Annotated in this window: 25 protein-coding genes; 12 read left to right on the plus strand and 13 right to left on the minus strand. The window is 67.9% G+C overall.

The window, feature by feature from the left end:
• The first annotated feature begins 345 nt into the window (after nucleotides 1–345).
• Entirely contained in the window at nucleotides 346–753 is a 408-nt protein-coding gene (locus AC5P7U_RS18130) for a YciI family protein (RefSeq protein WP_197565077.1), read from the plus strand.
• On the opposite strand, the gene AC5P7U_RS18135 is transcribed toward AC5P7U_RS18130, so the two are convergent.
• Entirely contained in the window at nucleotides 731–2812 is a 2082-nt protein-coding gene (locus AC5P7U_RS18135; RefSeq protein WP_495221319.1) for an NHL repeat-containing protein, read from the minus strand. The two genes, AC5P7U_RS18130 and AC5P7U_RS18135, sit on opposite strands and share 23 nt — an antisense overlap.
• 165 nt (nucleotides 2813–2977) lie before the next feature.
• Here AC5P7U_RS18135 and AC5P7U_RS18140 point away from each other — a divergent pair, with 165 nt between their 5' ends.
• Entirely contained in the window at nucleotides 2978–4498 is a 1521-nt protein-coding gene (locus AC5P7U_RS18140) for a tetratricopeptide repeat protein (RefSeq protein WP_312560026.1), read from the plus strand.
• A gap of 7 nt (nucleotides 4499–4505) precedes the next feature.
• Here the strand turns inward: AC5P7U_RS18140 and AC5P7U_RS18145 are convergent, their stop codons facing one another.
• Both AC5P7U_RS18145 and cycA read right to left on the minus strand, forming a co-directional pair.
• Complete coding sequence (locus tag AC5P7U_RS18145; RefSeq protein ID WP_308309591.1) at nucleotides 4506–5282, minus strand: lytic transglycosylase domain-containing protein; 777 nt, start codon at nucleotides 5280–5282, stop codon at nucleotides 4506–4508.
• A 334-nt stretch (nucleotides 5283–5616) separates the two neighbouring features.
• Nucleotides 5617–6990 carry a D-serine/D-alanine/glycine transporter gene (cycA, locus tag AC5P7U_RS18150; RefSeq protein ID WP_053448644.1) on the minus strand — a complete coding sequence of 458 codons (1374 nt, stop codon included), beginning with the start codon at nucleotides 6988–6990 and terminating at the stop codon, nucleotides 5617–5619.
• Between the two features lie 228 nt (nucleotides 6991–7218).
• On the opposite strand from cycA, the gene AC5P7U_RS18155 reads away from it, so the two are divergent.
• Nucleotides 7219–8835, plus strand: coding sequence for an EAL domain-containing protein (locus AC5P7U_RS18155; protein ID WP_197565116.1), 1617 nt, complete (start codon nucleotides 7219–7221; stop codon nucleotides 8833–8835).
• A 316-nt stretch (nucleotides 8836–9151) separates the two neighbouring features.
• Here AC5P7U_RS18155 and AC5P7U_RS18160 read toward each other — a convergent pair whose 3' ends face one another.
• Together AC5P7U_RS18160 and AC5P7U_RS18165 are read right to left on the minus strand one after the other, a co-directional pair.
• A complete protein-coding gene (locus AC5P7U_RS18160; RefSeq protein WP_197564697.1) occupies nucleotides 9152–10336 on the minus strand; it encodes an MFS transporter in 1185 nt (394 codons plus the stop codon).
• Nucleotides 10333–11511: a serine hydrolase domain-containing protein gene (locus AC5P7U_RS18165; protein WP_312561867.1), complete on the minus strand. Its 1179-nt coding sequence runs from the start codon at nucleotides 11509–11511 to the stop codon at nucleotides 10333–10335. Before AC5P7U_RS18165 ends, AC5P7U_RS18160 begins: the two co-directional genes overlap by 4 nt.
• Nucleotides 11512–11739: 228 nt before the next feature.
• Between AC5P7U_RS18165 and AC5P7U_RS18170 the strand changes: the two genes are divergently transcribed.
• Nucleotides 11740–12639, plus strand: a complete 900-nt coding sequence (locus AC5P7U_RS18170) for a LysR family transcriptional regulator (RefSeq protein WP_308308102.1) — start codon at nucleotides 11740–11742, stop codon at nucleotides 12637–12639.
• 163 nt (nucleotides 12640–12802) lie between these two features.
• Nucleotides 12803–14410: an ABC-F family ATP-binding cassette domain-containing protein gene (locus AC5P7U_RS18175; protein ID WP_495221321.1), complete on the plus strand. Its 1608-nt coding sequence runs from the start codon at nucleotides 12803–12805 to the stop codon at nucleotides 14408–14410.
• Nucleotides 14411–14510: 100 nt separating this feature from the next.
• Here the strand turns inward: AC5P7U_RS18175 and AC5P7U_RS18180 are convergent, their stop codons facing one another.
• On the minus strand, nucleotides 14511–15836 hold the full coding sequence (locus tag AC5P7U_RS18180; protein WP_164242708.1) for a GTP-binding protein: 1326 nt from the start codon (nucleotides 15834–15836) through the stop codon (nucleotides 14511–14513).
• A gap of 69 nt (nucleotides 15837–15905) precedes the next feature.
• Here AC5P7U_RS18180 and AC5P7U_RS18185 point away from each other — a divergent pair, with 69 nt between their 5' ends.
• Nucleotides 15906–16277: a MerC family mercury resistance protein gene (locus AC5P7U_RS18185; RefSeq protein WP_495221323.1), complete on the plus strand. Its 372-nt coding sequence runs from the start codon at nucleotides 15906–15908 to the stop codon at nucleotides 16275–16277.
• 220 nt (nucleotides 16278–16497) lie between these two features.
• Here AC5P7U_RS18185 and AC5P7U_RS18190 read toward each other — a convergent pair whose 3' ends face one another.
• Nucleotides 16498–16782: a metal-sensing transcriptional repressor gene (locus tag AC5P7U_RS18190; RefSeq protein WP_053448637.1), complete on the minus strand. Its 285-nt coding sequence runs from the start codon at nucleotides 16780–16782 to the stop codon at nucleotides 16498–16500.
• A 50-nt stretch (nucleotides 16783–16832) separates the two neighbouring features.
• Here AC5P7U_RS18190 and dmeF point away from each other — a divergent pair, with 50 nt between their 5' ends.
• The gene (dmeF, locus tag AC5P7U_RS18195; protein WP_414555055.1) at nucleotides 16833–17801 is read left to right on the plus strand and encodes a CDF family Co(II)/Ni(II) efflux transporter DmeF; all 969 of its coding nucleotides are present in this window, start codon (nucleotides 16833–16835) and stop codon (nucleotides 17799–17801) included.
• 88 nt (nucleotides 17802–17889) lie between these two features.
• On the opposite strand, the gene AC5P7U_RS18200 is transcribed toward dmeF, so the two are convergent.
• Entirely contained in the window at nucleotides 17890–18174 is a 285-nt protein-coding gene (locus AC5P7U_RS18200) for a hypothetical protein (protein WP_006437851.1), read from the minus strand.
• A 90-nt stretch (nucleotides 18175–18264) separates the two neighbouring features.
• Here AC5P7U_RS18200 and AC5P7U_RS18205 point away from each other — a divergent pair, with 90 nt between their 5' ends.
• From AC5P7U_RS18205 to AC5P7U_RS18215, 3 genes are all read left to right on the plus strand, one after another.
• Nucleotides 18265–18681, plus strand: a complete 417-nt coding sequence (locus AC5P7U_RS18205) for a hypothetical protein (RefSeq protein WP_414555056.1) — start codon at nucleotides 18265–18267, stop codon at nucleotides 18679–18681.
• Nucleotides 18682–19082: 401 nt separating this feature from the next.
• Entirely contained in the window at nucleotides 19083–19979 is an 897-nt protein-coding gene (locus AC5P7U_RS18210; RefSeq protein ID WP_414555077.1) for a class I SAM-dependent methyltransferase, read from the plus strand.
• Between the two features lie 62 nt (nucleotides 19980–20041).
• Nucleotides 20042–20896, plus strand: coding sequence for a hypothetical protein (locus AC5P7U_RS18215; RefSeq protein WP_197564284.1), 855 nt, complete (start codon nucleotides 20042–20044; stop codon nucleotides 20894–20896).
• Between the two features lie 120 nt (nucleotides 20897–21016).
• Here the strand turns inward: AC5P7U_RS18215 and AC5P7U_RS18220 are convergent, their stop codons facing one another.
• Nucleotides 21017–21985 carry a polysaccharide deacetylase family protein gene (locus AC5P7U_RS18220; RefSeq protein WP_414555057.1) on the minus strand — a complete coding sequence of 323 codons (969 nt, stop codon included), beginning with the start codon at nucleotides 21983–21985 and terminating at the stop codon, nucleotides 21017–21019.
• Nucleotides 21986–22026: 41 nt separating this feature from the next.
• Complete coding sequence (locus AC5P7U_RS18225; RefSeq protein ID WP_414555058.1) at nucleotides 22027–22677, minus strand: hypothetical protein; 651 nt, start codon at nucleotides 22675–22677, stop codon at nucleotides 22027–22029.
• 133 nt (nucleotides 22678–22810) lie between these two features.
• Between AC5P7U_RS18225 and AC5P7U_RS18230 the strand changes: the two genes are divergently transcribed.
• Nucleotides 22811–23491, plus strand: a complete 681-nt coding sequence (locus AC5P7U_RS18230; RefSeq protein ID WP_495221326.1) for a hypothetical protein — start codon at nucleotides 22811–22813, stop codon at nucleotides 23489–23491.
• A gap of 27 nt (nucleotides 23492–23518) precedes the next feature.
• On the opposite strand, the gene AC5P7U_RS18235 is transcribed toward AC5P7U_RS18230, so the two are convergent.
• The gene (locus tag AC5P7U_RS18235) at nucleotides 23519–23692 is read right to left on the minus strand and encodes a hypothetical protein (protein WP_187299790.1); all 174 of its coding nucleotides are present in this window, start codon (nucleotides 23690–23692) and stop codon (nucleotides 23519–23521) included.
• A 9-nt stretch (nucleotides 23693–23701) separates the two neighbouring features.
• A complete protein-coding gene (locus AC5P7U_RS18240) occupies nucleotides 23702–24514 on the minus strand; it encodes an alpha/beta fold hydrolase (RefSeq protein WP_180880438.1) in 813 nt (270 codons plus the stop codon).
• Between the two features lie 220 nt (nucleotides 24515–24734).
• Here AC5P7U_RS18240 and AC5P7U_RS18245 point away from each other — a divergent pair, with 220 nt between their 5' ends.
• On the plus strand, nucleotides 24735–25214 hold the full coding sequence (locus tag AC5P7U_RS18245) for a DUF4440 domain-containing protein (protein ID WP_414555059.1): 480 nt from the start codon (nucleotides 24735–24737) through the stop codon (nucleotides 25212–25214).
• A 23-nt stretch (nucleotides 25215–25237) separates the two neighbouring features.
• Here AC5P7U_RS18245 and AC5P7U_RS18250 read toward each other — a convergent pair whose 3' ends face one another.
• Entirely contained in the window at nucleotides 25238–26092 is an 855-nt protein-coding gene (locus tag AC5P7U_RS18250; RefSeq protein ID WP_197564278.1) for a hypothetical protein, read from the minus strand.
• Between the last annotated feature and the right edge of the window lie 81 nt (nucleotides 26093–26173).

Here is a 26173-nt window from a genome sequence, read left to right on the forward strand (position 1 = left end):
CTTGGTGCTTGAACTCATCGGTGTAGCTACGACGGGTGATACGGGACATAAGGGACCTCCAAGTGCGATCAAAGTATCGCTTCTTGGCGTCCGCTGACGGGGGGCCAGATCAATCCGCGCCATGGATGGCGCGGCTAAGCCCCCAGGGACGGGTTCACGGCGTCCCCGCCAATCCCACCCGCCCGACCCACCCTCTGAAACCCTGCTTTCAGCGACCCACCCAACCCACCACGGAGGGGCTCCGCCGTTCGCCGATCCCCGCCGAAGGCGCGCCTCCCGCGCTGCAACATGCCCACGCGCAATCCTGCGCCATCATGGGCACCCCGCCCGCGCCAGGACCGTGCCATGCAGCAGTACCTGCTTCTGATCTACATCGAGCCTGCCCTGCTGCAGGCGCTGCCTACCGAAGAATTCAACGCGCTGATGCGCGACTGCCTCGCCCACGCCGACAAGCTGCAGGCCGAAGGCACGCTGCTGGCCGCGCAGAAGCTGCAGCCGGTCGATACCGCGCAGACCCTGCGCGTGCGCGAGGGGCACAGCCGCGTGCTGGATGGCCCGTTTGCCGAAACCCGTGAACTGCTGGCCGGCTTCAACCTGATCGTGGCGCGCGACCGCGATGAAGCCATGCGCATCGCCCGCGACTTCCCGTGGGCACGCTTCGGCAGCATCGAGGTGCGTCCACTCGAAGACATGGACGCCGAGCGCGAACGCTGCGGCGCCCCCGCCGCCGCTATGGCAGCAGCCGTACCCTGATCTCGCGCCGGCCGATGCCTTCGTTGCCGCTGTAGTCGCGCACGCTGGCACGCACGATGTACTCGCCCGGCGGCAGCGCCGCCGGCTGCCAGCGGCCGGTTTCCATCAGGCCGTCACGCACGGTGTTGGTGGCCAGGTAACGGAACCGGGTCACCGCGCTGCCATGCACGGTGATGCCACTGTCCGGTGCATAGGCCACGCGCACCGCTTCCTTCTGCGGCGGCATGCGGTTGAACACGATGTTCCAGCGCGGCTGCTCGTAACCCTGCAGCGGCTGTCCAGCGCCATCGAGGATCTGGTAGCCCACCTGGTACATGCCCAGGCGGCGGCGCGGCAGGTTGTTGTCAACCTGGTCCCAGGCCTCGACCACGATCTGCACGCCGCGGCCCTGGCGCGCCACCATCACCACGCCATCGCCGCCTGCGGCCATCGGCTGGTCGTTGTCGTCCAGCAGGGCCACATCGGTAATGCGCGGTGCGAAGTGGTCGGCGTAGTTGTGGAAGCCCAACGCCACCGCGTTGGTCTCGAAGCCACCATTACCCACCGCCAGGTGCACGTGCGCCTGGTTGTTGATGCTGCCCAGGCGGTCACCCACGTGGATGCGCATGCCACGACGCACGCGCATCCGCTGCAGCGTGCCCTGCTCGTCGTACAGCGCCTGCCAGCGTGCGTCGAACGGTGCATCGCGCGGCGTGCGGCCGACCCGCATGTGGATGTACTTGAGGCGATCCACCGACAGGCCTTCGGCCTGCTCGCCCAGGCTCCAGGCGGCCATCGGGCTGCTGACCTTGCCCTCGGCGATCGCCAGCACGGTCTGCCCGACATCGCCGCGCACATCGAAGCCGCCGTGCAGGTGGTGGCGGCTCTCGCCCTTGAAGTTGCCGCGCACCTCGCCCAGCGTGCCGACCACTTCGTGCCAACCGTCCTGCGGTGCCAGCGGCCAGCGCCCGCCGGTGTCCGGCAGCGCGGCATCGGCGGCGGGGCCGACCAGCGCCGGCGCCGGCAGGTCACCCACCGGCAGTGGGCGCAGCCGGTGCAGGCGGTAGCTGGCCGCATCGGCCACCAGCACGCTGCCATCGGCATCCATCGCCAGTCCGCTGGGGCGGGCCAGGCGCGGCAGGCGGCCGTTGCCCACCAGCGCGATCTGATGGCCCTGCGGTGTCACCTGCACGATCCGGCCATCCATATCCCCCACGTACAGCACGCCGTCGTGGGTGGTGGCCAACGACAGCGGCCCGTTGATCACCCCACCGGCAGCCACCACCGTGCTGACCGTGCCATCGGGGCCGACGCGGCGCACCGCATTGTTGAACAGGTCGGCCACCAGCAGCGCGCCCTGCGCGTCGAAGGCCAGTGCCACCGGCGTATCGAAGCGCGCCGCGTCGCCCACGCCATCGGCCAGCCCCGGGCGCTCACCGCCGGCCAGCGTACGCACGCTGCCATCGGTGCCGATCACCCGGATGCGATCGTTGAACGTATCGGCCACGTAGACCTGGCCCTGCGCATCCACCGCGATGCCCATCGGGGCATCGAAGCGCGCCTGCGCGGCCGGTCCATCGGCATGGCCCTGCTCACCCCCGGCCAGCGTGGTCACCTGGCCGTCAATGCCGATGCGGCGGATCGCATGGTTGCCGGTGTCGGCCACATACAGGTTGCCCTGCGCATCGGCGGCAATGCCGGAAGGGGTGTTGAAGCTGGCCTGCAACGCCGGGCCATCGATGCGCCCTTCACCCTGCCCGGCCACGGTTTCGACACGGCCGTCGGGCAGGCGGCGGCGGATGCGGTTGTTGTCACCGGCATCGGTGAAGTACACGCTGCCATCGGCGCTGCGCAGCAACGCATAGGGATCGGCAAAGCGGGCCTGTGCCGAGGCACCGTCACGATCACCCGGATGGCCATCGCCGGCCAACGGCTCGATCTGTGCGGTCCAGGCCAACGGCGTGGGCGCCGGGCCTGCCGGTTCAGCCAGCGTGTGCAACGGCGTCTCCCACCAGGTTGCAGCCAATGCCACTGCGGTTGCCACTGCCACGCCTGCTGCCATCCATTGCCACCGTGCCATCGCGCTGCGCTGCCTGCCTGTTGCCTGAAGAGGCACCGACAATAGACGCTGTGCAGGCGATCCGCCACGGCCAATCGTACCGGCGGGCGCCAGAGTTCCATGCATCGCGCTTGTTCTCGCTGGCGGCAGCGGTTTCAATGTTGTCCCCACGGATGGAGATTCTCCATGCCCCGCACCCTCCCCCTCGCCGCCGTGCTGCTGGCCGCACTGGCAGGCACCCCTGCTTCGGCCTCGATCACCGTTGCGCCACAGAAGCCGTCGGTCACCAGCGATGCCGTGCACATGGCCTACGCCAAGCGCTGGGATGATGCGATCGAGCAATCGCGCAGTGGCAACACACTGGGTGCGCTGATCACGATGGAACAGCTGATGGAGGATCCGCTGCTGGACGACTTCGACGCCGAGCATCGTGGCCGCGCCGCACAGGTGGCCGGCTGGACCGCAATGGTGCAGAAGAAGCCGGTCCAGGCCCGCCGCTACCTGCTGCGCGCCGTGGAAGCCCTGCCGGAGGACGCGCAGATCCTGCTGACCCTGGTCTCGCTCGAACTGTCCGAGAGCCAGCCCGCACCGGCCACGAAGTACCTGGTGCGGGCGCTGAAGCATGCCGATGCGCCGCTGTCGCTGCAGAACGACACGGTCAGGTACCTGCAGTACCGCCTGCGCGACCAGCCACGACAGCGCATGGAACTTCTGCAGGCGCTGTTTGACAACGGCTGGAAGAGTGGCGGCCTGGAGCCGACCGGCATGTGGCTGGCACTGGCTACGCTGCAGGCCGAGAACGGCCGTAGCGATGACGTCCCGGCAACCCTGGCCCGTATCAATGGCCCCGCCGAGATCATCCGGCTGCGCAGCGACAAGCGCTTCGACCGCTATGTCGACCGCAGCGACCCGCGCTTTGATCCGGTGCAGGCCGCGCAGAAGCATCTGGACGAACTGCGGGTGTCGGGCCTGCTCGATCGCGCACTGGACGCGCGCATGGCCGAATTCAGCAGCACGCTGCTGATGCTGGACCGCAACGAGGAAGTGCTGGCGCTGACCGACGGCATGGCCCGTGCGGCCGCCGCAGGTGAGTCGCCTTCGGCCACCGACGCCGAGTGGGTCGGGTGGCTGCTCAACAGCCGCCTCACTGCACTGCGCCGGCTGGGCCGGCTTGACGATGCACTGGCGACCGCGCAGCAGGCCACGCGCATCGGTGCACTCGGTCCCAACAGCATCGAGCACCAGTTGAACATCGGCTTCCTGTTGATCTCGCTGGGTCGCCCCCAGGAAGCGGCGCAGGCGGTGCAGGGCATCCAGGGCCTGGCCGGTTATGGCAAGGCTGCACAGGCGCTGGTGCAGTTCGCCGCCGCCCGCGGCCAGGGCGATACCCGCGCAATGGAGACCGCACGCGAGGTGATCCTCGCCCAGCGCGACGATGCCGCCGTGTTCCATCGCGAGATGCTGCTGGAGCAGGGTGACCTGGACGGCGCGGCCGCGGTGCTGATCGGGCAGCTACGCTCGCCGGTCGACCGCGGCGAGACCCTGGCCAGCCTGCAGGACATGCGCACCTATCCGTCGCTTCCCGGCGATGTGCGCATCGATGCCGCATGGCGTGCGCTCAAGCAGCGTGCCGACGTGCAGGCCGAGGTCGCGCGCGTCGGCCGCATCGAGCGCTACGCGCTGGTCGGCAGCGGCACCTCGCGCTGAGCAGCGCCTAGCGCGCCGGTACCTCGGTACGGATGCCCATCGCCTCGCGGTAGCGCGCGTACAGCGCCATCACCTTGTCCACATAGGCCAGGGTTTCGGCATACGGCGGGACGCCCTTGTAGCGGGTGACCGCCCCGATGCCGGCGTTGTAGGCGGCCGCCGCCAGCGGCCGGTCGCCGTTGTAGCGGCGCAGCAGCGCGCGCATGTAGCGGGCGCCGCCATCAATCGACTGCTGCGGCGAGAACGGATCACGCACGCCGTACTCCTGCGCGGTGTCCGGCATCAGCTGCATCACACCCTGTGCGCCCTTGGTCGACACCGCCAGCGCATCAAAGTTGCTTTCGGCATGGGCAATCGCACGCAGCCACGCATCGTCGACGCCGGTGGCCTTGGCCGCGGCCTTGAACTGCCTGGCGTGCTGCGCCAGCTGCGGCTTGCCGACCTTGCCCAGGCCCTCATGGGCCGGCTCGCCCGGCGGCGTGGCCACGGTGAACTTCAGGAACACCCGCGAGCCGGGCAGGTTGCGGGTCGAGTAGACCAGCGCACCGTCCTGCTCGCGCTCGTACAGCACACCGCTGAACACGCCCATGTTGCCCCACAGGTTCGGGGTCTGGATGGCGTTGTCGTCGATCTCCTTCGGCGTGCAGCGCGAACCCGGTTCCGGTGCGGTGGCCAGGCTGACGGTGTTGCCCTGCACGCAGCGGTAGACCGTGCGCGCGGTGGCCAGCCCGGGCCACAGGCCGGGCAGCAGCAACAGCACCAGCAGGAGCGGGCGACAGGACATGGCGGCCGGATGATCCGGCCGCGCCCGCTAATGTTGGGTGAATGGGGGTCGGCAGGGCTGCGCCCTGCACCTGCGGTAGTGCCGGCCGCTGGCCGGCAACCTCAACAGCAACGGCAACGGCCGATTTCCTGCGAGGAGGCGGGCTGGGTCCGGTTGCGGGGGACGCTGCAAGTACGTCCATGTAAGCTCGGTCGCCGCATCCATGCGGCTCACGCCCCCACAACCGGACCCACCCCGCCCTCGACAGTTTCCTGCGACGGACAGTAGATCCGCGCCATGCGTGGATGAAACTTCCTGGAAACCGTGAATCAATCGATGGAGCGGAGACGTTGGATTACTTCGCGGTCCTGCGGCGCATCCAGTAGCCCACCCCCAGCAGCACGAACCACGCCGGGCTGGCGATCAACGCCTGGCGGGTATCGCCCTGCAGGCTCAGCAGCACCAGCACGCCGGCGAAGAACACCAGGCAGGCCCAGCACATGGCCACGCCGCCAGGCATCTTGAAGATCGAGGCGGCGTGGCGCTCCGGATAACGGCGGCGGTAGACCATGTATGCCACCAGGATCAGCGACCAGACGAAGATGAACAGCACCGTCGCCAGCGTCGTCACCAGGGTGAAGGCGGTCACCAGGTTGGGAATCAGGTAGATCAGCAGGGTGCCGCCCAGCAGGCACAGGCACGAGAACAGCAGGCCGCGCGCCGGCACCGCCGCACGCGACAGCCGCGACAGCCCGCGCGGTGCGTGGCCCTCTTCGGCCAGGCCGTACAGCATGCGGCTGGTGGAGAAGATGCCGCTGTTGGCCGACGACGTGGCCGAGGTCAGCACCACGAAGTTGATCAGGCTGGCGGCGGCGGGAATGCCGGCCAGCACGAACAGCTGCACGAACGGGCTCTTGTCCGGCACCACCTGGCGCCACGGCGTGACCGCCATGATCGCGATCAGCGCCAGCACGTAGAAGATGATGATGCGCACCGGAATCGAGTTGATCGCCTTGGGCAGGTTGCGCTCGGGGTCGGCCGTCTCGGCGGCGGTGGTGCCCACCAGTTCTATGCCGACGAAGGCGAACACCGCAATCTGGAAACCGGCAAAGAAGCCGACCAGCCCCATCGGGAACATGCCGCCGTCATTCCACAGGTTCGACAGCGCAGCGGTGTGGCCGCTGGGCGAGGTGAAGCCCCACGCGACCAGGCCGGCGCCGGTGATGATCAGCGCGCAGATCGCCACGATCTTGATCAGCGCGAACCAGAATTCCATTTCGCCGAACAGCTTCACCGTCACCAGGTTCAGTGCCAGCAACAGCAGCACGCAGGCCAGTGCCGGTATCCATGCATCCAGCCCGGGGAACCAGAACTGCGCATAGGCGGCGATCGCGATCACATCGGCGATGGCGGTGACGATCCAGCAGAACCAGTACGTCCATCCGCAGAAAAAGCCGGCCCAGGGGCCCAGCAGATCGGTGGAGAAATCGATGAAGGATTTGTACTGCAGGTTGGACAGCAGCAGCTCGCCCATCGCGCGCATCACGAAGAACAGCATCGCGCCGATGATCAGGTAGACGAAGACGATGGACGGGCCGGCCAGGCTGATGGTCTTGCCCGAGCCCATGAACAGGCCGGTACCGATGGCACCGCCGATGGCGATCAGTTGCAGGTGGCGGTTGGACAGGCTGCGGCGCAGGTGCTCGGGGGGCGTTGCGGGCTCGGTCATGGGCGCGGAAAGGGGCGGGCGAAGCCTCCGACGGTAGTCCTCTGCGGGCAGGAGCGCCAGCACCGGACGAGCTGATTCCGTCAATCTTGGCCGCTTTCATCACAATGTGACGAAATACCGGATTGCGCCCATTCCGCCCGGCCCGGCGCCATGCTCAGATAGCCGCATCTGCCCAAGGACCGGCCCGCCCATGCCCTCTGCCCTGCCCCTCCCGCTGGAGCTCCGGCCATGAGCCGGCTGCGCGTCATCATCGGCGGCACCGCGCTGGCACTGCTGGCCGCCGCCGTACCGATCGCGGTGATGGCCTACGCCACCTGGGACCGCGCGGTCACGGTCGAACAGCAGCGGCTGCACGACATCGCGCTGCGCACCCTGCGCCGCTCTGATCTGTCCTACCACGAGGCGCTGGCCGCGCTGAAGTCGGCCGAAGCCGGTACCGCCTCCGGCTGCGACGAGGAACACATCCGGCGCATGCAGACGCTGGTGATGACCACGCCGTCGGCGGACCAGATGGGCTACTTCGAAGGGGGCAAGCTGCGCTGCACCTCCTGGGGGCCATTTCGCTCGGACGTGAACCAGCCCAGGGCCGACCATGTCACCAGCGACGGCGCCGGCATCGCGGTGGACGTGCGCCCCGAAGCCAGCGGCCGTCGCCAGGTACTGTCGATCCTGTATGGCTCCTACGACGTACTGGTCGATCCACGCCGCTTCGTCGATGTCATCGTCGATCCGAATGTGCGCCTGGCGCTGGCCAGCCCGGATGGGCGTCTGCTGGCCAAGCAGGACGGCATGGACCCGGTCCTGCTGCAGAACCTGCTGCGCAATCCCGGCGAGGGGCTGGACCAGAACACGCTGTATGCCACCGCGCGCAACGAGGAATGGCTGGCGATCGCCACCACGCCACGCACCGCGCTGGCCGCCACCTTCCGCCAGCAGGCCTGGCTGTTCGTGCCGCTGGGGCTGCTGCTGGCAGCTGCGGGGGCCGGCCTGGTGATCTGGCTCTCCCGGCGCCGGCTGTCGCTGCGCGGCGAGCTGGCCACCGCCATCCGCCGCCGCGAGCTGTACCTGCATTACCAGCCGATCATCGAGCTGGATACCGGCATCTGCGTCGGCGCCGAAGCGTTGATCCGCTGGCAGCGCCCGGACGGAACCCAGGTGCGGCCGGACCTGTTCATTCCGCTGGCCGAAGAGGCCGGCATGATCGCCGACATTACCGACCTGGTGATCGAGAACGTGGTGCGCGACATGCGCGAGCTGCTGGTGGCCGACCGCAGCGCGCACATCGCGATCAACCTCGCCGCCGAGGACATCAGCAGTGGGCGTGCATTGAAGATGATCACCCGGCACATGGCCGGCAGCGGCATCCTGCCGCAGCAGATCTGGATGGAGGCCACCGAGCGAGGCTTCCTCGACCTGGACCGCGCCCGCACCATGCTGGCGCAGGCGCGCCGCGCCGGCCACAGCGTGGCCATCGATGATTTCGGCGTAGGCTTCTCCAGCCTGCAGTACCTGGAGCAGCTGCCACTGGATGCGCTGAAGATCGACAAGTCGTTCATCGATGCCATCGGCACCGAGAGCGCGACCAGCCCGGTCACGCCGCACATCATCGACATGGCCAAGGAACTGGGCCTGTGGGTGGTGGCCGAAGGCGTGGAAACCGAAGCGCAGCTGGCCTACCTGCACAGCCGCCACGTCGAGTTCGGGCAGGGCTGGCTGTTCTCGCGGCCGCTGCCGCGCGACGAGTTCGTGGCGTTCCACAACAAGCGCCAGCAGCGCTACGGCGCGGCGCGCGAGCACATGCAGAATCCGCGCAGCGTGCCGATCGAGCGTGAGGGCGTGGAGTAGGACGGCGAACGGCGGGGCCCCTCGTGGTGGGTCGAGCCCGGTGGATCCATCAGTTGGGGCCGGGTGGATGGGTCGCGCAGGGGGCGCTGCAAGTACGTCCATGTAAGCTCGGTCGCCGCATCCATGCGGCTCACGCCCCTGCGCAACCCACCCATCCGGCCACGGACAGATTGCGGCGGCATCCCACCACGGAATCAACAGAAAAATCAAAGGCAAACGCGGGTTGCTGCGCTCAGTAGATCCACGTCATGCGTGGATGGCGTGGACCCTGGTAGTGCCGGCCGCTGGCCGGCACCGCGCCCTCACCGATCGCCGCCTATTCCCACGCCTTCGGCCGCGCCAGCAACCACGCTGCCGTCACCACCAGCAACAGCAACGGCAACCATCCCAGCTGGCTTGCGCCGCGCGCCTGCAGCAGCACACCGCCTGCGATGCCACCGGCGGCAATGGCCAGGTTCCAGCCGGTCACCAGCATCGACTGCGCCAGATCCGCAGCGGCACCCGCGCGGCGCGCCAGCGCGGTCTGGAACAGGGTCGCCACCGAGCCGAAGGCCACGCCCCACAGGATCGTCGCCAGCAGCAGCGGGGTCGGCTGGCCTGGCCACAGCAGCAGCGCCAGCACCGGCAGGAGGAAGCCGACCACTGCCGCCCAGACCAGCACGCGCAGATGATGGTCCACGCCCCAGCCGGCAATACCGATGCCAGCAATCGCCGCGATGCCGAACGCCAGCAACAGGCGATCCAGCCAGGCACCGGCACCGGCCTCCACCGCCAACGGTTCGATGTAGGTGTAGAGCACGTTGTGCGCCAGTACGTACAGCACCATCACCAGCAGCGCACTGCGCACACCGGGCATGCGCCAGACCGTACCCAGCGACATGCGCTGGCCGGCCGCCGCCGCTGGCAGTGCAGGCAACGCCCAGCGCGCGTACGCCAGCAGTCCCACGCCCAGCAGGCTCATCAACGCGAACGCCCAGCGCCAGCCGATCTGCTGGCCCAGCAACGTGCCGGCGGGCACCCCCAGCGACAACGCCAACGGTGAGCCGACCATGGCTACAGCGATCGCCCGGCCCTGCAGCGAAGGCACCACCATGCGCGCGGCGTAACCGGCCACCAGCGACCACAGCAGGCCACCACTTACCCCGGCCAGGAAGCGTGCGGCCAGGATCAGCGCGTAGCTGCTGCTCAACGCGGTCAGCATATTGACCACCACGAACCCGGCAATCGCCGCCAGCAGCAGCGGACGCCGCGGCAGGCGCTGGGTCAGCGCGGTCATCGGCAGCGCGGCCATCACCGAGCCCAACGCATACACGCTCACCAGCTGGCCCACCGCCGCATCACTCACGCCCAGGCTGTCGCCCATCGGCCGCAGCACGCCGGCCGGCAGGGTCTCGGTCAGCAGGGTGATGAAGCCACCACCGGCCAGTGCCAGCAGGCCAGCCCAAGGCAGGCGTGTGGCTTCACCGGCCGGGCTGCTCGCATCGATGGCATGGCCGCTCATCGGGCGCCCTCCAGATCGGCATAGACCGCATTGCGCAGCGCATCGACGAAGGCGCCATCCATGCCCTCGTACAGGGTGTTGGTCAGCGCCACCACGCTCAGCCCATGCGCCGGGTCGACGAACCAGCTGTGGCCATACGCGCCGCCCCAACGCCAGGTGCCTTCGCACTGCGGCGTGCCGCTGGCAGTGGCATCGCGCAGCAGTGCAAAGCCCAGGCCGAAGCCCCAGCCGGCCGGTTCCGGCGGGCCCTGCTCGCCCACCTGCGGGGTCGCCATCTGCGCCGCCAGTGCAGGCGGCAACAGGCCCGATGCGCGCACATCGCGCAGCGCCTCCAGCACCGCCATCAGCTCATCGGCGGTGCCCACCAGACCGGCACCGGCAGAGGCGAAATGGCTGGCGTTGGTGGCGCGCGCAAGGCTGTACTCGATGCCGATCGTGCCCTCGAACGGCGCCACTCTTTCGCCCTCCTGCAGGCGATGCGGCTGTGGCATGTCGCTCACATAGGGCGTGGCCAGCCGCGCAGCATCGGCGGTGGCGAAGGCGGTATCGCGCAGGCCCAGCGGTACGGCCAGCAGCCGCGCGAACAGCGCCTGCAGGGTTTCACCGGTTGCGGCTTCGGCCACCGCACCGGCCACATCCACGCCCAGCGAGTACAGCCACTGGCTGCCGGGTGCGAACAGCAGCGGCGCCTGCGCGATGCGGCGCACGTTGTCGGCCAGGGACACCGGGCTGGCATCCATGCCATCGCTGACACCCGCCCGCGCATACGGGCCGTCCGCATCGGCCTCCAGGAAACGGTAGCCCAGCCCGCTGCTGTGGCTGAGCAGCTGGCGCAGGCTGATCGGCGGCGTGCTGCCATCGGCCAGCGCCGGACGGAAGTCCGGCAGCCAACGCTGCACCGGGGCATCGAGGTCGAGCACGCCCTCGGCCACCAGGCGCAGGATCACCGTGGTCAGCAGCGGCTTGCTGACCGAGGCCAGCCGGAACAACTGGTCGCGCTGCATCGGCGCGGCCGATTCGCGGTCCGCCAGGCCGCTGGCGCTGGCGTGGCGCAGCACCCCGTGCTGGCGCACCAGCACCACCGCGCCGACCAGGCGCAGGGGATGCACCTGCTGCAGCAACCGCTGCACCGACGGCAGCGTCGGTACGGGTTCAAGGGAAAGAGCGGCATTCATCGCGGTGATCCGTGGGGGAGAGGCCGCCACGTTAGGCAGCCCGCCGCCACGCAAAAAGCCGGTTGCCGCTCCGGGCATCATGGACCGTGCAGTCCGCAATCGGCATCATGGCCGGAACTGCAAGGCCGCAACCGCCCACGACCCGCCCCGCACCACAGTGTTGCGAGGGCGGCGCCGACCGCCGCCAGCGCGCCCCTCTACCCTGCTGCTTTCGTCGCCCGCACGCCCATGACCGTCCTGGACAACCTCGCCAACCTGCAGACCTTCGTGCACGCCGCCGACACCCGCAGCTTCGTCGAGACCGGGCGCCTGCAGGGCATCTCCGCCTCGGCCGCCGGCAAGTGCGTTGCACGGCTGGAGCACGCACTGGGCGTGCGGCTGTTCCATCGCAGTACGCGCAGCATCACCCTCACCGCCGAGGGCCAGCTGTTCCTGGCGCGCTGCCGGCGCATCCTCGACGAGCGCGATGCCGCACGCACCGAACTGGCGCAACCACACGCCACGCCGCGCGGCACGCTGCGCATCGGCCTGCCGCTGGTGGGTGACCTGACCCTGCCGCTGATGGCCGAGTTCATGGCTGCCTATCCGGACATCCGCCTCGATCTCGATTTCAGCGATCGGCTGGTCGATGTCATCGAGGAAGGTTTCGATGCCGTGCTGCGGGTCGGCGAGCCCAGCGACTCGCGCATGAACGCGCGGCGCCTGGGCGTGTTTCCGCGCCGCATCGTCGCCTCGCCCGCCTACCTGCAGCAGCGCGGTGTTCCGCGCACGCCGGCCGAGCTGATGCAGCACACGCTGCTGCACTACCGCTTCCCCAGCACCGGCAAGCTGGAGCTGTGGCCGATCCACTGGCCCGAAGATGAAATCCCGCAGGAACTGCCGGTACACATGGTGGCCAACACCATCGAAGCACGCGTGGCGCTGGCGCTGCGCCACGTGGGCCTGGCGTTCGTGCCGGTGCACTCGGTACGCGATGCGCTGGCCGACGGCCGGCTGGTCACCGTGCTGGACGAACACGTGCATTCCTGCGGCATCTTCCACCTGCTGTGGCCCTCCGGCCGCCACGTGCTGCCGAAGCTGCGGGTGTTCATCGATTTCGTCAGCGCACGCCTGGAAACCGTGCCGTAGGCGCGATCAATCCCGGCCATTCAGCCAGCCCCGCTATACTGTCCCCTCATTCCTCCCAGAGGCTCGCGACCAATGCGCCATTGATGCCGCCGTCTTCCCATCAGACGGCCTGACTCTTCCCGCCCCTGCGCGCAGGGGAGAACCCGGCATCCATGGAGGTCGCATGACCCCGCATTCCCTCACGCTCGATCGCGTGTCGTATCGATTGGCCGACGGCCGTCCGCTGTTTTCCGATCTGTCGTTTTCCTTTGAACCGGTCGCCACCGGCCTGGTCGGTGCCAATGGCACCGGCAAGAGCGTGCTCGCCCGCCTGCTGGCCGGCCACCTGTCAGCAGACAGCGGCCAGGTGCGCCGCAGCGGCCGCGTGTTCCTGTTGCCGACACCCGGCTATCCACCCTCTGGCACCGTTGGCGCGCTGGCCGGTGTCGGCGAAGCACTGGCCGCGCTCGCGCGCATCGAAGCCGGCAGCGTGGACGAGGCCGACTTCACCCGCGTCGGTGACCGCTGGGACCTGCGCGAACGCCTGCAGCAGCAATGGCAGGCAGTAGGCCTGCCCGACGACCTCGAGCCCGCCCAACCCGCCGCGCGCCTCAGTGGTGGCCAGGCGATGCAGGTCGCGCTGTCCGGGGCCTGGGCCAGCGGTGCCGACTGGTTGATCCTCGACGAGCCCAGCAACCACCTCGACACACGCCATCGCCAGCAGCTGTACCACCAGTTGCAGCAGTGGCGTGGCGGACTGCTGGCAATCAGCCACGACCGTGAGCTGCTGGAACAGATGCAGCAGATCGTCGAACTTGATGCGCGTGGGCTGCACCGCTATGGCGGGCCGTGGCAGCACTACGCCGACGCGCGTGCGGCTGAACGTGAGGCCGCCGCCGCCCAGCTCGACCATGCGCGCGCGCAGCACCGGCAGCAGCAACGCAGCGCGCGTGAACAGCACGAACGCCAGCAACAGCGGCAGGCGCGTGGCAACCACGAGGCGAAGCAGGCCAACCAGGCACCGATCCTGCTCGGCCGGCAGAAGCAGCGCGCCGAGGCCAGCCACGGCCGCGCGCAGCAGGTGCAGGCCGATCGCCTGCAGGCCAGTGCCGATCAATTGCGCGCGGCGGCCTCAGCGGTTCATGCCACGCCGGAACTGGCGCTGTTTGCCGGTGAAGGCGAACGCGGCAGCGCGCGCCTGCTGCAGGCGCAATCGCTGGTGTTGCCGCATGGCTGCAGTGCCCCGTTGCAGCTGGAGATCCGTCGCGGGCAGCGCATCGCGGTGGTCGGTGACAATGGCAGCGGCAAGTCCACGCTGCTGCGCGTGCTGGCCGGCCAGCTGCCGGCACGCGCGGGTAGCGTGCAGCGGCATGCGCCGCTTGCCCTGCTGGACCAGCAGCTGCTGGGCTTGTCCGGCGAGCGCAGCATCCTCGATACCGTGCAGGCCGCCAACCCGGCGGCCGATCCCGCTGAACTGCGCACGCGCCTGGCCCTGCTCGGGCTGGATGCACAGCGCATCCTTCGCCCCTCCGGCAGCCTCAGTGATGGCGAACGGGTAAAGGGTGCGCTGGCCAGCGTGCTGTATGCCGATCCGGCACCCCAGCTGTTGCTGCTGGACGAGCCCGGCAACGCGCTGGACCTGGGCGCGCTGCAGGCGCTGGAAGACCTGCTGGTGGCCTGGCCCGGTGCCCTGGTGATGGTCAGCCATGACCGGCACCTGCTGCAGGCCTTGCGGCCCACGCAGGTGCTGCAGGTGACCACCGACAACTGGCAGTGGCGCGACGCATTGTAGAGTCGAGCTTGCTCGACTCCGCCATGCCGGCATCCACGCATGGCGTGGATCGACCGGAACAGCAGCCGAGCGTGGGCTCGGCTCTACAACGGTATCCTGCTCACCGCTTCCACACCGGGAAGGCCTGCGGCAATTGTTGCCACAGCAGCGGACCGGCGCGCAGCTCCTGATCGTTCAGCAGGCACGCGTCCAGTTCCGCACGCACGGCGCGCTCATCCATGTGCACACCGATCACCACCAGCTCCTGGCGGCGGTCGCCCCACAGCGGGTGCCACAGGCGCTGCATCGCCGAGTGCGCGGCCATGTCCGGGAATTCCTCAAGGCCCGGCAGCGGCGCGCTCCAGCACTCGGCCTGCTGCCGCGCCCAGCCGAGGTCACTGTAGGGCAGCGGCGTCGGTGGCAGCAGCGGCGTGGTGTCTTCCTGCCCGGCGCGCACGCGCTCGCGCGCGGCGTACCAGAAACCCGCCGCCTGCGTGCGCGTTGCCGCACCCACGGTGTTCAACTCACCCACCCAGTCCATGCGGTTGGCCAGCCAGAACCAGCCCTTGCTGCGGATCACGCCCGGCATGCCCGACTGCAGCGCGCGTGCAAACCGCGCGGGATGGAACGGGCGCCGCGAACGGTAGACGAAACTGGCGATGCCGTATTCCTCGGTTTCCGGCGTGTGCTCGCCGCGCAGCTCCTTCACCCAGCCCGGTGCACGTTGCGCACGCTCCATGTCGAAGCGACCGGTGTCCAGCAGCTCGCTCAGCGGCACGTCACCGAAGCTGGACAACAACAGCTTGGCATCGCGGTTCAGCCCGCGCAGCACCGCCAGGGTGTCCTGCAGTACTTCGTCGTCCACCTGGTCAACCTTGCTGACCACGATCACGTCGGCAAATTCCACCTGCTCGCACAGCAGGTCGACCACGCCGCGGTCATCCTCCGGCCCGGCCTGCTGGCCGCGCTCGGCCAGGCGCAGGGTCGAGCCGAAGTCAGCCAGGAACGCGCTGCCATCGACCACCGTCACCATCGTGTCCAACCGCGCGATGTCACTGAGGCTGAAGCCGTGCTCGTCGCGCACCGCGAAGGTGGCGGCCACGGGCATCGGCTCGCCGATGCCCGTTGATTCGATCAGCAGGTAGTCGTAACGGCCGGCATCGGCCAGGCGCCGCACTTCCTGCAGCAGGTCATCGCGCAGCGTGCAGCAGATGCAGCCGTTGCTGAACTCCACCAGCGTCTCTTCGGTGCGGCGCAGTTCGGCGCCACCCTCGCGCACCAGCTGCGCATCGATGTTGACCTCGCTCATGTCGTTGACGATGACCGCCACGCGCAGGCCCTCGCGGTTGCGCAGGATCTGGTTGAGCAGGGTGGTCTTGCCGGCCCCGAGGAAGCCGGACAGCACGGTGACCGGAAGGCGACGGTCGGCGCGGGAAACAGTGTTCATGTCGGAGCGGGTTGGCTGCGGAACGGAAATGTTACTGTATAACACTTGTCAAGCAAGGAACCTCCCCCGATGAAGTCGCCCTCCGCTGCCCTGCTGGATGCCGGCGCGGTCGCACTGTCCAGCCTGTGCCTGCTGCACTGCCTGGCGCTGCCCCTGCTTGCCGCCGCGCTGCCGCTGCTCGGCGCCTGGGCCGAAGCAGAATGGGTGCACCTGCTGTTCGTGGCCATCGCCCTGCCGCTGACCGGCTATGCGCTGTGGCGGGCGGAGCGCCGTCGGCCGCTGCCGCTGCTGGCCTGGGCCACCGCTGGCACGGGGCTGGGCCTGCTGCTGGCCGGTGCGCTGGCGCTGCCCTCGCACAGCTGGGAAACACCCCTGACCGTCACCGGCAGCCTGCTGCTGGCCGCAACGCATCTGTGGAACGCGCGGCAGCGGCACGGGTAGTGCCGGCCGCTGGCCGGCATCCCCATGAACACCGGACATACCCGGTAGTGCCGGCCGCTGGCCGGCATCCCCATGAACCCCGGACACACCCGGTAGTGCCGGCCGCTGGCCGGCATCCCCATGAACGCCGGACATACCCGGTAGTGCCGGCCGCTGGCCGGCAACCGCATGAACCCCGCCACCACCTGACGTTGCCGGCCAGCGCCCGACACCACGCCAGCTATTTGCCGTAGCGGCGCAGCAGTTCCACCAGTACCTCAGCCTCGGCGGCCCGCTGCTGCGGATCCTCCGCGCCCACCACATGCTCCTGCAGGTGCTCGTGCAGCAGCTCCATCAGCAGGCTGTGGGCGGCGCCGCGCACCGCGGCGACCTGTACCAGCACGTCCGCGCAGTCGCCGGCCTGGCCTTCGGGCCGGTCCAGCGCCTGCTCCAACGCCGCCACCTGGCCGCCGATACGGCGTACCCGGGTCAGCAGCTGCTTTCGGTTCTTGTGTACATGCGCCATGGCCGGATCATATACCCTATGGGGGTATCCACTCCACGCCTCGGGCCACCATGCACCTGGACACCCTCGCCGCCGCCCGTCGCCACGAACATCGCTTCGACGACGGCAACCCGCTGGCCGAGCGCAACACCCGCCGCGCCCTGTGGCTCACCGTCGGCATGATGCTGGTGGAGATCATCGGCGGCTGGTGGTTCAACTCCATGGCCGTGCTCGCCGACGGCTGGCACATGAGCTCGCACGCGCTCGCGCTGGGCCTGTCGGTGTTCGCTTACCGCTGTGCGCGCCGCTATGCACACGACCCGCGCTTCGCCTTCGGCACCTGGAAGATCGAGATCCTGGCCGGCTACACCAGTGCCATCGCACTGCTCGGTGTTGCGGCGCTGATGGCCGTGCAATCGCTGCAACGGCTGTGGGTGCCGGCGCCGATCCACTACAACGAAGCCATCGCCATCGCGGCGGTCGGGCTCGGCGTGAACCTGCTGTGCGCGTGGTGGCTGCATGACAGCCCGGGCCATGCGCATCACCACCACGGTCACGGCCATGATCATCCCCACGGGCATGACCACGATCACCACGGCCATGCACACGGTCACGACCTCAACCTGCGCTCGGCCTACGTGCACGTGCTGGCCGACGCCGCCACCTCGGTGCTGGCCATCGTTGCCCTGCTCGGCGGCAAGCTGCTGGGCCTGACCTGGCTGGACCCGGTGATGGGCCTGGTCGGCGCGGTGCTGGTCACGGTGTGGGCGATCGGCCTGCTGCGCGACAGTGGCCGTATCCTGCTCGACGCGCAGATGGATGCACCGGTGGTGGCCGAAGTGCGCGAAGTGATCGAGCAGGGCCCGTGGCCGGCACGCCTGGCCGACCTGCACGTCTGGCAGGTCGGCCGCGGCAAGTACGCGGTCAGCGCCAGCGTCGTCACCAGCGATGCCCGCCTGGATGCCGATACCGTGCGCAATGCGCTGGCGATCCATGAAGAACTGGTGCACGTGACCGTGGAAATCCACCGCAGCGCATGACCCGCATCCGGTAGTGCCGGCCGCTGGCCGGCAACCCCATGAACTCCGCAGGCAACCTGCAGTTGCCGGCCAGCGGCCGGCACTACCATCAGAGCTTCAGCATCATCCGCAGCAGGTACATCAGCAGCGGCAGCGCGCTCACGACCGCACCGGCAATGCCGATCCACGGCCAACGCTCGCCGCGCACGCGCGATGCCACGGCAAAGCCGGCACCCACCAGCGCCGCACCCAGCACCGCCACGCCCATGCCCGCGGCCAGGCCATTGCCACCGGCCGCCACCGCCGCCTGTGCGGCCACTGTGCCCGCGCCCCAGCCGACCACCATGCCCAACCAACTGGCCACGCCGCACCACGGTGCCTTGCCCTGCGCCATCCGAAAACCCCTCTTCTCTTGCCGAATTCCTGTACGGGCCGTGCCCGCCTGCTGCCTACACTAGCCGCACCTGCCCCGTAGGGACATCCCATGCGCACGCTCCACCTGCTGCTGCCCGGTGCCCTCCTGCTGCTCACCGCCTGTAGCGGTGATGCCGGGCTTCCCTTCTCCGCCGACCCGTTGCAGGGCTGTTTCGCCACCAGCGCGCGCAAGCCCGCCGACTTCCGCATCGAGAAGGAAGGGGGCCAGTACTTCGTCTCCTTCAACCGCGACGGCCAGTGGCAGCGTGAGCCGAATGCCCTGCACAAGGCCAGCAACAGCGAGATCAGCCGCTACTTCCGCGACGATGCTGCGCAGATCGACAGCGCGCTGATCCGCATGGCCGGCGGCTTCGGCATCTTCCATTTCAACAAGGGCGCCACACTGAAAGGCAAGGCCAGCGACAGCGACTACATGGCGCTGATGCTGATCGGCGCCGGACCGGTGTATGCGGTGAAGTGCCCGTAATACGCAATGATTCTGATGGCCTTATGGCGCGGAGTGGGCACATCCTCTGGTCTTTGAGGAACGTTCCATGATGCTCTTTCTGCTGCTTGCGATAGGTGTCGCCAAGACCCAAGGCGCTTATGACCAAGTCCAGGAACTACCTGATGGCCAGATTCTGCTGATGCGCACTCTGGATTGGGATCTCGGCGACGGCAGCCACGAACGGGTCACCGTGCACTGGCTGCTGCGGGAGGATGGGACCATGCGCTACGACTTCGATCGTCAGCCACCCGAAACCCAGGAGGTCCATCGACGCTCGTGCGCGCTGCAGGGCATGCAGCCCTCACGTGGTGTCGGCATGATTGCAGGGGAAGGAACCACCCACGGCTTCACCTGTACCCACGTCGAGCCCCGTCTCGGCCCTGCAACAGCTGCGGTACCATGCCCTCCCCCGAACCGCCCCGGTACCCGCCGTGCCCCATTACACCGGCCCCCTGCTGACCCGCGACAGCGCCGACACCCTGCGCCGTGCCCATGACAAGGGCGCCGCCGACTGGCAAGGCTCGCTTGATCTGGGGCGCAGCCAGGACACCGTGGCACTGGATGCCGACGGCTTCCACTTCCGCGGCCAGGTCTACCCGTGGCCGGGCAAGCTGAAGGACCGCACGCTGTACTACTGGGATGGCGAGGAGTTCGCGCCGATCTCGCGCTACAGCGGCTCGCTGATCAAGCTGGTGCCCACCGAGTGGGGCGCGCCCACCTTCGAGATCGACGGCATCAAGATGCTGCCGACCTCCAAGCTGTCGCCGTTCGAGGACGCACGCCGCAAGGTCGAGCTGGTCGCGCCGGCCGGCAAGGTCATCCTCGATACCTGCGGCGGCCTCGGCTACTTCGCCGCCTGCGCGCTGGAGGCCGGCGTCGGTCAGATCCGCTCGTTCGAGAAGAACGCCGACGTGATGTGGCTGCGCACGCTCAACCCGTGGTCGCCGGACCCGGACTCGGCCGCCGCCGATGGCCGCCTGCAGTTCAGCCACGGCGACGTCTCGCAGCAGATCGAGCAGGTGGCCAGCAACAGCGTCGACGCGATCCTGCATGACCCGCCGCGTTTCGGCATTGCAGGCGAGCTGTACTCCCAGGTGTTCTATGACCACCTCGCCCGCGTCATCCGCAAGGGCGGCCGCCTGTTCCACTACACCGGCGCGCCGAACAAGCTGACCAGCGGCCGCGACGTCCCGCGCGAAGTGGCCAAGCGGCTGGAAAAGGCCGGTTTCAAGGCGGAGTTGGCGCTGGACGGCGTACTGGCGGTGCGCCGCGCCTAGCGCAGAGGTTCAAGATCATTGCCGGCATGCCGATAGCGTAGAAAGCCTCTCGGAACACCAGCATGTCGAACCCACGGCCATGGAAGGCAGCATTCACCAATCTAGGCAAGTTCATCGGGGAAGTCATCAGCAAGATCGTGATTCCAACCTGCATGGTCTTCATTGCATTCGCCGCTCACCAGTTGGCATCGCGCTCCGAAGATCAGCGGCGGGAGGAACAGAAGCAGACCGGGATCGAGGACAGAGCGTTCAAGAATGCAAGCATCGGCCACCAGCAGAGCCAGGCCGATAGACAGCTTGATCAGATGATCATGGCATTCATGGAAAAGTATGAAGCCCAGATCGTGTCCCGGGACGAGCAGGTATTCCTGCACCTCCTCGACCGAGCAAAGGCTTACTTCTCCGAAACGGATTTCCGGCTCGTCCAAGTGCGCATCATCTCCTTCCGAGCGAGCGCATTGAGCCTCTCCAGCGAGAGCGACGTAGGCCAGGCTTCGGCCAACGTCCCCGCGCCAGCTGCCCCCCCTCCCACGGCCGAGGATTACCTGAGAGCAGGCAGAGATGCGCTGGTCAGCGGAAAGGCCAACCTTGCCTTTCAGTATTTCCAGGCCGCAACAACCGTTGATGCCTCCAACGCAGAGGCGTGGAACGCACGTGCATATGCCGGTCTGCGCACATCCAATCTTGCTGATGCGAACGAGAGCATCGTCAGGGCCATCCAGCTGTCGTCGGGCGCAACCGGCAAGGTTCGCATGGATACTGTCATCAACGCAGCCAAGATCCAGTGCGTGGGCATCGGCCGTGACACGGGTATTCGCTACCTTGAGGCGCACTACGAGAAGGTACCTGGGCTGAGAGAGCGCGCCTCACAGGATGGGGAACTGTCAAAGATGTGCGCGAGCGGCACGATCGGCTGATCAAGGATCACTGGAGCATTGGATTACACGCCCCATTCTCCAACCGGGTGAACGGGGCAGATCCGATGCTTCAGCGCCGGGGGCGATCTCCGTTGCGGGCAACACCCGCAGCGCTGGGCCTCACTCCGAATCCACCTTGGCCAACTGCATCACCCACTTCGGCACCACCGGCTCCCCGGCGTAGGAGTCCTTCGGCTTCTTCTCCGCCATCGCCCAGCGGTGCAGCCAGCTGGGACCGTAGCGGCCGTTGTAGCCTTCGGCGCCACGCGCATAGGCCGGGTCACGCATCGCTTCGTCCAGCGACACGAAGCGATAGCCACGCCGCTTGGTCGCCGCCACCAGTTCGGCAAACGTGGCCGCGTTGAGCTCGTTGGCGTGCATCAGCCACACCTGCGGCAGCGCATAGCCCAGCAGTGCCTGCGACTGCTTTTCGTAGTAGTCCAGCTTGTTCAGCATGTACGGCACATAGCCCTTGCGCAGCTGTGCCAGCGTCGCCTCGCGCTCGGCCGAATCGGGCTGCTCGTTCATCACGTTGGCATAGGCGAACGCCCACACCCACTCACCGTTGTCGACCGTCACCGGCGCCACGCGATAGCCGTGCTGTTTGAAGAACGCGTCCATCTGCACGCGCTCTTCCGCGTTACGCCCGGCGCGCAGGTAGGGGTGGCGCATCCACTGCGGCACCTGCCCACGCTCGGCCAGCAACGGCCGCAGCACCGTTTCCCCACGCAGGAAATCCTGCTGGAACGCCGCCACGCCCTTGGCGTTCAGGTCCATGTGCGAGTACGTGTGGTTGCCCAGCACATAGCCCGCGTCCAGCCAGTCGCGCAGCATCTGCACGCGCGCAGGCTGCACCTGCCCGTCCACTTCCAGCTTGTTCTCGTTGACGAAGCCCACCACCGGCACGTCCGCCTGGCGCAGCTGCGCCATCAACGCGGCATGCCGCGCCTGCAGGTCCGCCGGCACGATCTCATCCACCCGCGCCCAGGGCAGGTCATCGATGGTCACCGCAATGCGGCGGTCCACCTCGGCCGCCTGCACCGCCAGCGACAGCAACAGCAACGGCAGGGCTCGCAACAACGCACGCATCAGCACTTCCTTGTCGGGGCAATGCGTGGACTGTAGCGCGATCAGGTAGGCGTCCGCATACCCTTGGCCGCCGCACGCCACAGCACGATACTGGCCACCATCGCGGTCATCAGCAGCGATACCGCCATCATCGCCAGATCATCCGGGTTGCGCTGCAACGGGGTGTATTCGCGGGTGAGCACGTGCAGCACCACCTGCTGGGCCTGTGCCAACGGCATCCGGCCCTGCTCGGTCAGGTCCACCAGGCAGGCCGCCGGCGACAGCCTTGCCACGCTGCTCCACGCATCCTCGTACAGGTGCAGCGTCCACCCTGCCAACGCCAGCACGCCCACATGCAGCGCCACCAGCCCCCCGCGCAGCCTGCCCAGGCGGTACTGTTGGGGCATGGCACGCAGCGCACAGACCGTCGCCGCGCCGAGAAGCGCCAGCAGCGTGCCCACCAGCGGAATCCAGCGCAGCGGTTGCCAATCATCCAGCGCTTCGGCGCGCGCCAGCAATTGCTCGGCCACGCGCAGGCGCGCCACGGGATCGGGACCACCGCAGCCGTCCACCACCGGCACCAGCAGCAGATCCACGCGGGAGTGGAAGCAGCCGGCCCCCAGGCCAAGCGACAGCAGCGCCACCAGCTGCAACAGAAACACCATCACCCCCGGCCCGAACAGGCGGCCGAGGCGGGAAACAGCAGAGCGCATCGATTCATCCATGACAACAACGCGCCATGCTATCCAGCCACACCACCGCTGTCGGCTGGCAGATACGACAACAGCTGGCGCCTATCGGTAGGATGTCGATTGAAGTGGATGCATATGTGAGGACGTGCACAGGATGGTGACGTTGTACCTGGTGGTGCGAACACTGCTGCCACTGCTGGCATTCGCACTGGCGGCGTGGGGCGTGTCGCGCCTGATCAATGCACGCGTTGCCCGCCTGCCGCGGGTTCCGCTGAACCTGCCTGCGCACAGCAGCAGCCCGCGCAAGAAGGACCGACGCCTGTACGCACGTGCACTGCGTCGTTGGCCAAGCCTGCGCACCGCAACCCGCCCCGCCAGCGCACCGCGCCGCTGGCATCTGCTGGGCGTGATGGTGGCGATCGCTGCGCTGGCAGCCACGGTGGTGGCCATGCCCGACGGCGCGCGCTTCCAGGTGATGGTCGAGAGCGTGCGCGGCTACCCGGTCACGCTGGCTGAAGTCCGCGTTCCGGTGGCGGCACAGGCCGTGGTGCTGCAGCGATGGCGGCCCTCGCTGGCGCCGCTGGCGCGCCCGGTAACGATGCGCTATCCGATCGGCCGCTTCGGCGGCGACCATGAAGCACGCGCACGGCTTCCGGTGCAGATCCGCCACCTCGACGATCGATTGCAAGTGGCGCTTCCCACCGCCGTGGATGCGGTGGCATTGCAGGCCGAGCTGGCACAGCGGTCTGGCCTGCCGGCCGGCGCGGTTTCGGTGCGCCAGGCGCGGGTAGCGCCCTGGATGGACGCCGGCTGGGAACCGCTGAGCGACCCCTAGCGCCCAGCCCGCGCTCGGCTGCCAGGCTTACACCTCGCGCGGCAGCTTGGCGGCCCACATGTTGTCGACCAGATTCGGATACGGGCGCCCGTTCTCCTCCGCCCGCTGCCGCGCTGCCTCTTTCTGGGCAGGCGACAGCGGCTGGGATTTCTGGCCCTTGGGGTTGGGCTTCTTCCACGGCGGGGTTTCGGTCTTGCGCATGGCGCCAGCTTACTTCTTCAGGAAGTTCAGCAGCGCCAGATTGAAGTGGTCGGCATGGCTGGTGTTGCAGCCGTGCGGCGCGCCTTCCAGGATCACCACCTCGCTGCCCGCGATAGCCTGGTGCGTGCGCTCCCCTGAGCCTTCAAACGGCACGATGGCATCGCTGTCGCCGTGCAGGATCAACGTCGGTACGGTGATCTTCTTCAGGTCATCGCGGAAGTCGGTGGTGGCAAAGGACTGCATGCAACCCAGCGCCGCCGTCTGGTCGGACTGGTGGCACAGCGCGATCGCCGCCTGGCGCTGCTCTTCGGTCACCATCAACTTTCCATCGGCACTGAAGAAGTCGCGGGTGAAGCCATCGAAGAAGCTCTCGCGGTCCTTCTCCAGCCCGCTGCGCATCTCGTCGGCCTTGTCCTGGGTCAGCGGGCCATCCGGATTGTCGTCACTCTTCAGCAGGTAGGGCGGCACAGCGGCGGCGAACACCACGCTATGCAGGCGGTCCTCGCCGTGGTTGGCCACGTAGCGTGCCACCTCGCCACCGCCCATCGAGAAACCGACCAGCGTCACGTCGCGCAAGTCGCGTTCTTCAATCAGCGCGGCCAGGTCCGCCGCCAACGTGTCGTAGTCGTAGCCGTCAGCGGGCTTCTCGGAGCGGCCGAAGCCGCGTCGGTCATAACTGATCACCCGGTACTGGGCATCGCGCAGGATCGACACCTGCGTCTTCCAGGCGTCGGCCGACAGCGGCCAGCCGTGGATCAGGATGACCGGGCGGCCATCGCCGCCAGTGTCTTCAACGTGCAGGCGGATGCGGGAGGCAGGCATGGGGGCTCCTGTGGAGGGGAAGAATTGCAGGCTAGAACCCCGCCCCTATGCCGCCCGTGAGGGAATCGCGGCGCGCTGTGACACGGCGTGCACAGGCTGGAGGGACGCCCGCCCCGCCAGATTCCCGCTTCATCGCGTCCAGCGCCGGTTTCGTCGCAGCGCAGCGACAGGGTGCGGTGGACCGTGCCAGCCTGCGCGGACCACTTCCGGGAGATTCGCCATGCTGCTGCTCACCCTGCCCCTGCTGGCCGCCGGCCTTGCCGCTGCCCCGACCGCGCCCGACAGCCTGCGCGAACAGATCCGCCAGGCCGATACGCAGCTGTTCGCCGCCGCGTTCGACGCCTGCGATGCAAACAAGGCCGCGTCGATGACCACCGAGGACATGGAGTTCTTCCATGACAAGGCCGGCAAGTCCGCAAATAACCGCGACGACTTCCGGCGCAGCGTGGCCGCGCTGTGCGAAAGCAACCGTGCCAACCACACGCAGCTGCGCCGTGAGCTGGTGGAAAGCTCGCTGCAGGTGTTTCCGCTGCACGACGAGCGGGCGCTGGAGATCGGCGACCACCGCTTCCACGAGCGCGATGCGAAGGGTGTGGAGCGTTGGACCGGCCAGGCGCGTTTCGTCCAGGTGTGGCGGCGGGTGGATGGGCAGTGGCAGGTGGAACGGGTGATCAGCTATGACCATCGGCCGGCGGATTGAGGAAGATGAGCCTCCCGCCCCGACTACGGTCCGCCACCGTCGGCTCCGGTCAGGATTCTGCTCTGCGCATTCGGATCGCTCGCTGCGCTATCGGGCCCTCGCCAGTAGTGAACATCGATGGATATCTCACCTCGCGGCTGGCGATGCGCAGTCGAATAGACGCCGTTGGCGTGCATCAGAACCCGAGCATCCAAGGGAATTCCAGGATACCGGTGCGCGCTCTGATAATCCCCATAGAACGCAGCCCATCTACCCAGCCGCTCGAGGCTTGGCTTCCATGAAGGGGAAAAATGGAGGGGAATCGTCAGGGCAACAAACAGCACGGCGAGACCGATCATGCGCATCGTAGAAACGTAGAGACTTCCACCAATGCGCGACCTGACCTTTCGGCCAACCGACGGCACGTGTGCGGACAGGAGAAACTGCGCGATTGCCACCAGCCCGAGTACCAATTGCAGGGCAACGACGGTAACGCCCATGACCAGTACAACGAACCACAGCCAAACGAGTGGATAGAGTGGTAGTGCGAGCGCGCTGGTCGCCAGGGTGAAGTCCTGCCCCGGCAAGCCAGTTGCCGACGTCATGATGTTACGCGCCACCGCGGCCGTTACTACCAGTACGCCCAGATGAAAGAGCAGAACAAGTCTTCGAACCGCAGGCTTCTCCCACACGGTTCTGCACAGGGGTACCAGTCGGAACAGCAAGCCGATCGCCATGCAGAGGCAGCCTACTGCCAAAAGAGCGAGGCACCAGCCTGCATGCATCCCCAGCAAGGGCCCAAACGATCCGATTGCCAGAGGCAGCAGTCCCACCGCGTACAGCTTCAATTCCTTGCTGAGACTCTTGAACTTCTCGATGTAACGTCCTGTCTCGAACATGCTGCCAGATGCGTGGATGGGCAGTCGCTACTTTGCTGCATTGACTTCAGAATGGCCACCAAGGGAACGCGGCTCCCCTGG

It is taken from the genome of Stenotrophomonas sp. YJH_SMC_57 (assembly GCF_059369755.1).